This is a genomic window from Edwardsiella sp. A.80236 (genome assembly GCF_044540725.1).
GTDB lineage: Bacteria > Pseudomonadota > Gammaproteobacteria > Enterobacterales > Enterobacteriaceae > Edwardsiella > Edwardsiella tarda.
In genome coordinates, this window is record NZ_JBIUCY010000072.1 from 1 (window position 1) to 624 (window position 624).

The following is a 624-nucleotide window of genomic DNA, read 5'->3' on the forward strand; positions in this document are numbered from 1 at the left end:
TGTCAGCTTTAAACCACCTCCTCGGGAGGTGGTGATTGTCCCTGTGAGGCTATAGCCTGAAGGAAGCCCATGCCAGAAAATTCCAGCTTACTCACCACAAGTAAGAAGGAAATCACTGACATGAGCAGTTATAGAAGTTCAGCACATGTATTCTGGCGTTGCAAATATCACTTGGTGTGGACGCCAAAGTATCGCTACAAGGTTTTAACAGGGGCGGTAGGTAAAGAGCTTTATCGCTCAGTTTATATACTTTGCAATATGAAAGATTGTGAGGTACTTGAATTGAATGTTCAGACAGACCATGTTCATCTTGTCGTGATGATCCCACCGAAACTCTCGATCTCAACGCTGATGGGCGTCCTGAAAGGGCGCACAGCTATTCGTCTCTACAACAAGTTTCCGCATATACGAAAGAAGCTGTGGGGTAATCATTTTTGGGCGAGGGGATACTTTGCAGACACAGTTGGAGTGAACGAAGAAATTATCAGACGCTACGTGAGGCATCAGGATAAGAAAGATCAAGAATACGAGCAGCAAATGGCGTTATTACAGGATTAAAACGAACAAGGCCCCCTTTTAGGGGGCCCCATTTAAAGCCACCTCTTCAAGAGGTGGATTTTTACT

The 624-nt window shown here is 45.0% G+C and carries 1 protein-coding gene; it reads left to right on the forward strand.

The window, feature by feature from the left end; all coding sequences use genetic code 11:
• Positions 1 to 120 precede the first annotated feature (120 nt).
• Complete coding sequence (gene tnpA / locus ACEQFP_RS17530; RefSeq protein WP_035598237.1) at positions 121 to 558, forward strand: IS200/IS605 family transposase; 438 nt, start codon at positions 121 to 123, stop codon at positions 556 to 558.
• The last annotated feature ends 66 nt before the right edge of the window (positions 559 to 624 follow it).

Bases quoted from the DNA above. Each gene is read 5' to 3' on its own strand.
- tnpA (WP_035598237.1), top strand. From the start codon at position 121: ATGAGCAGTTATAGAAGTTCAGCACATGTATTCTGGCGTTGCAAATAT.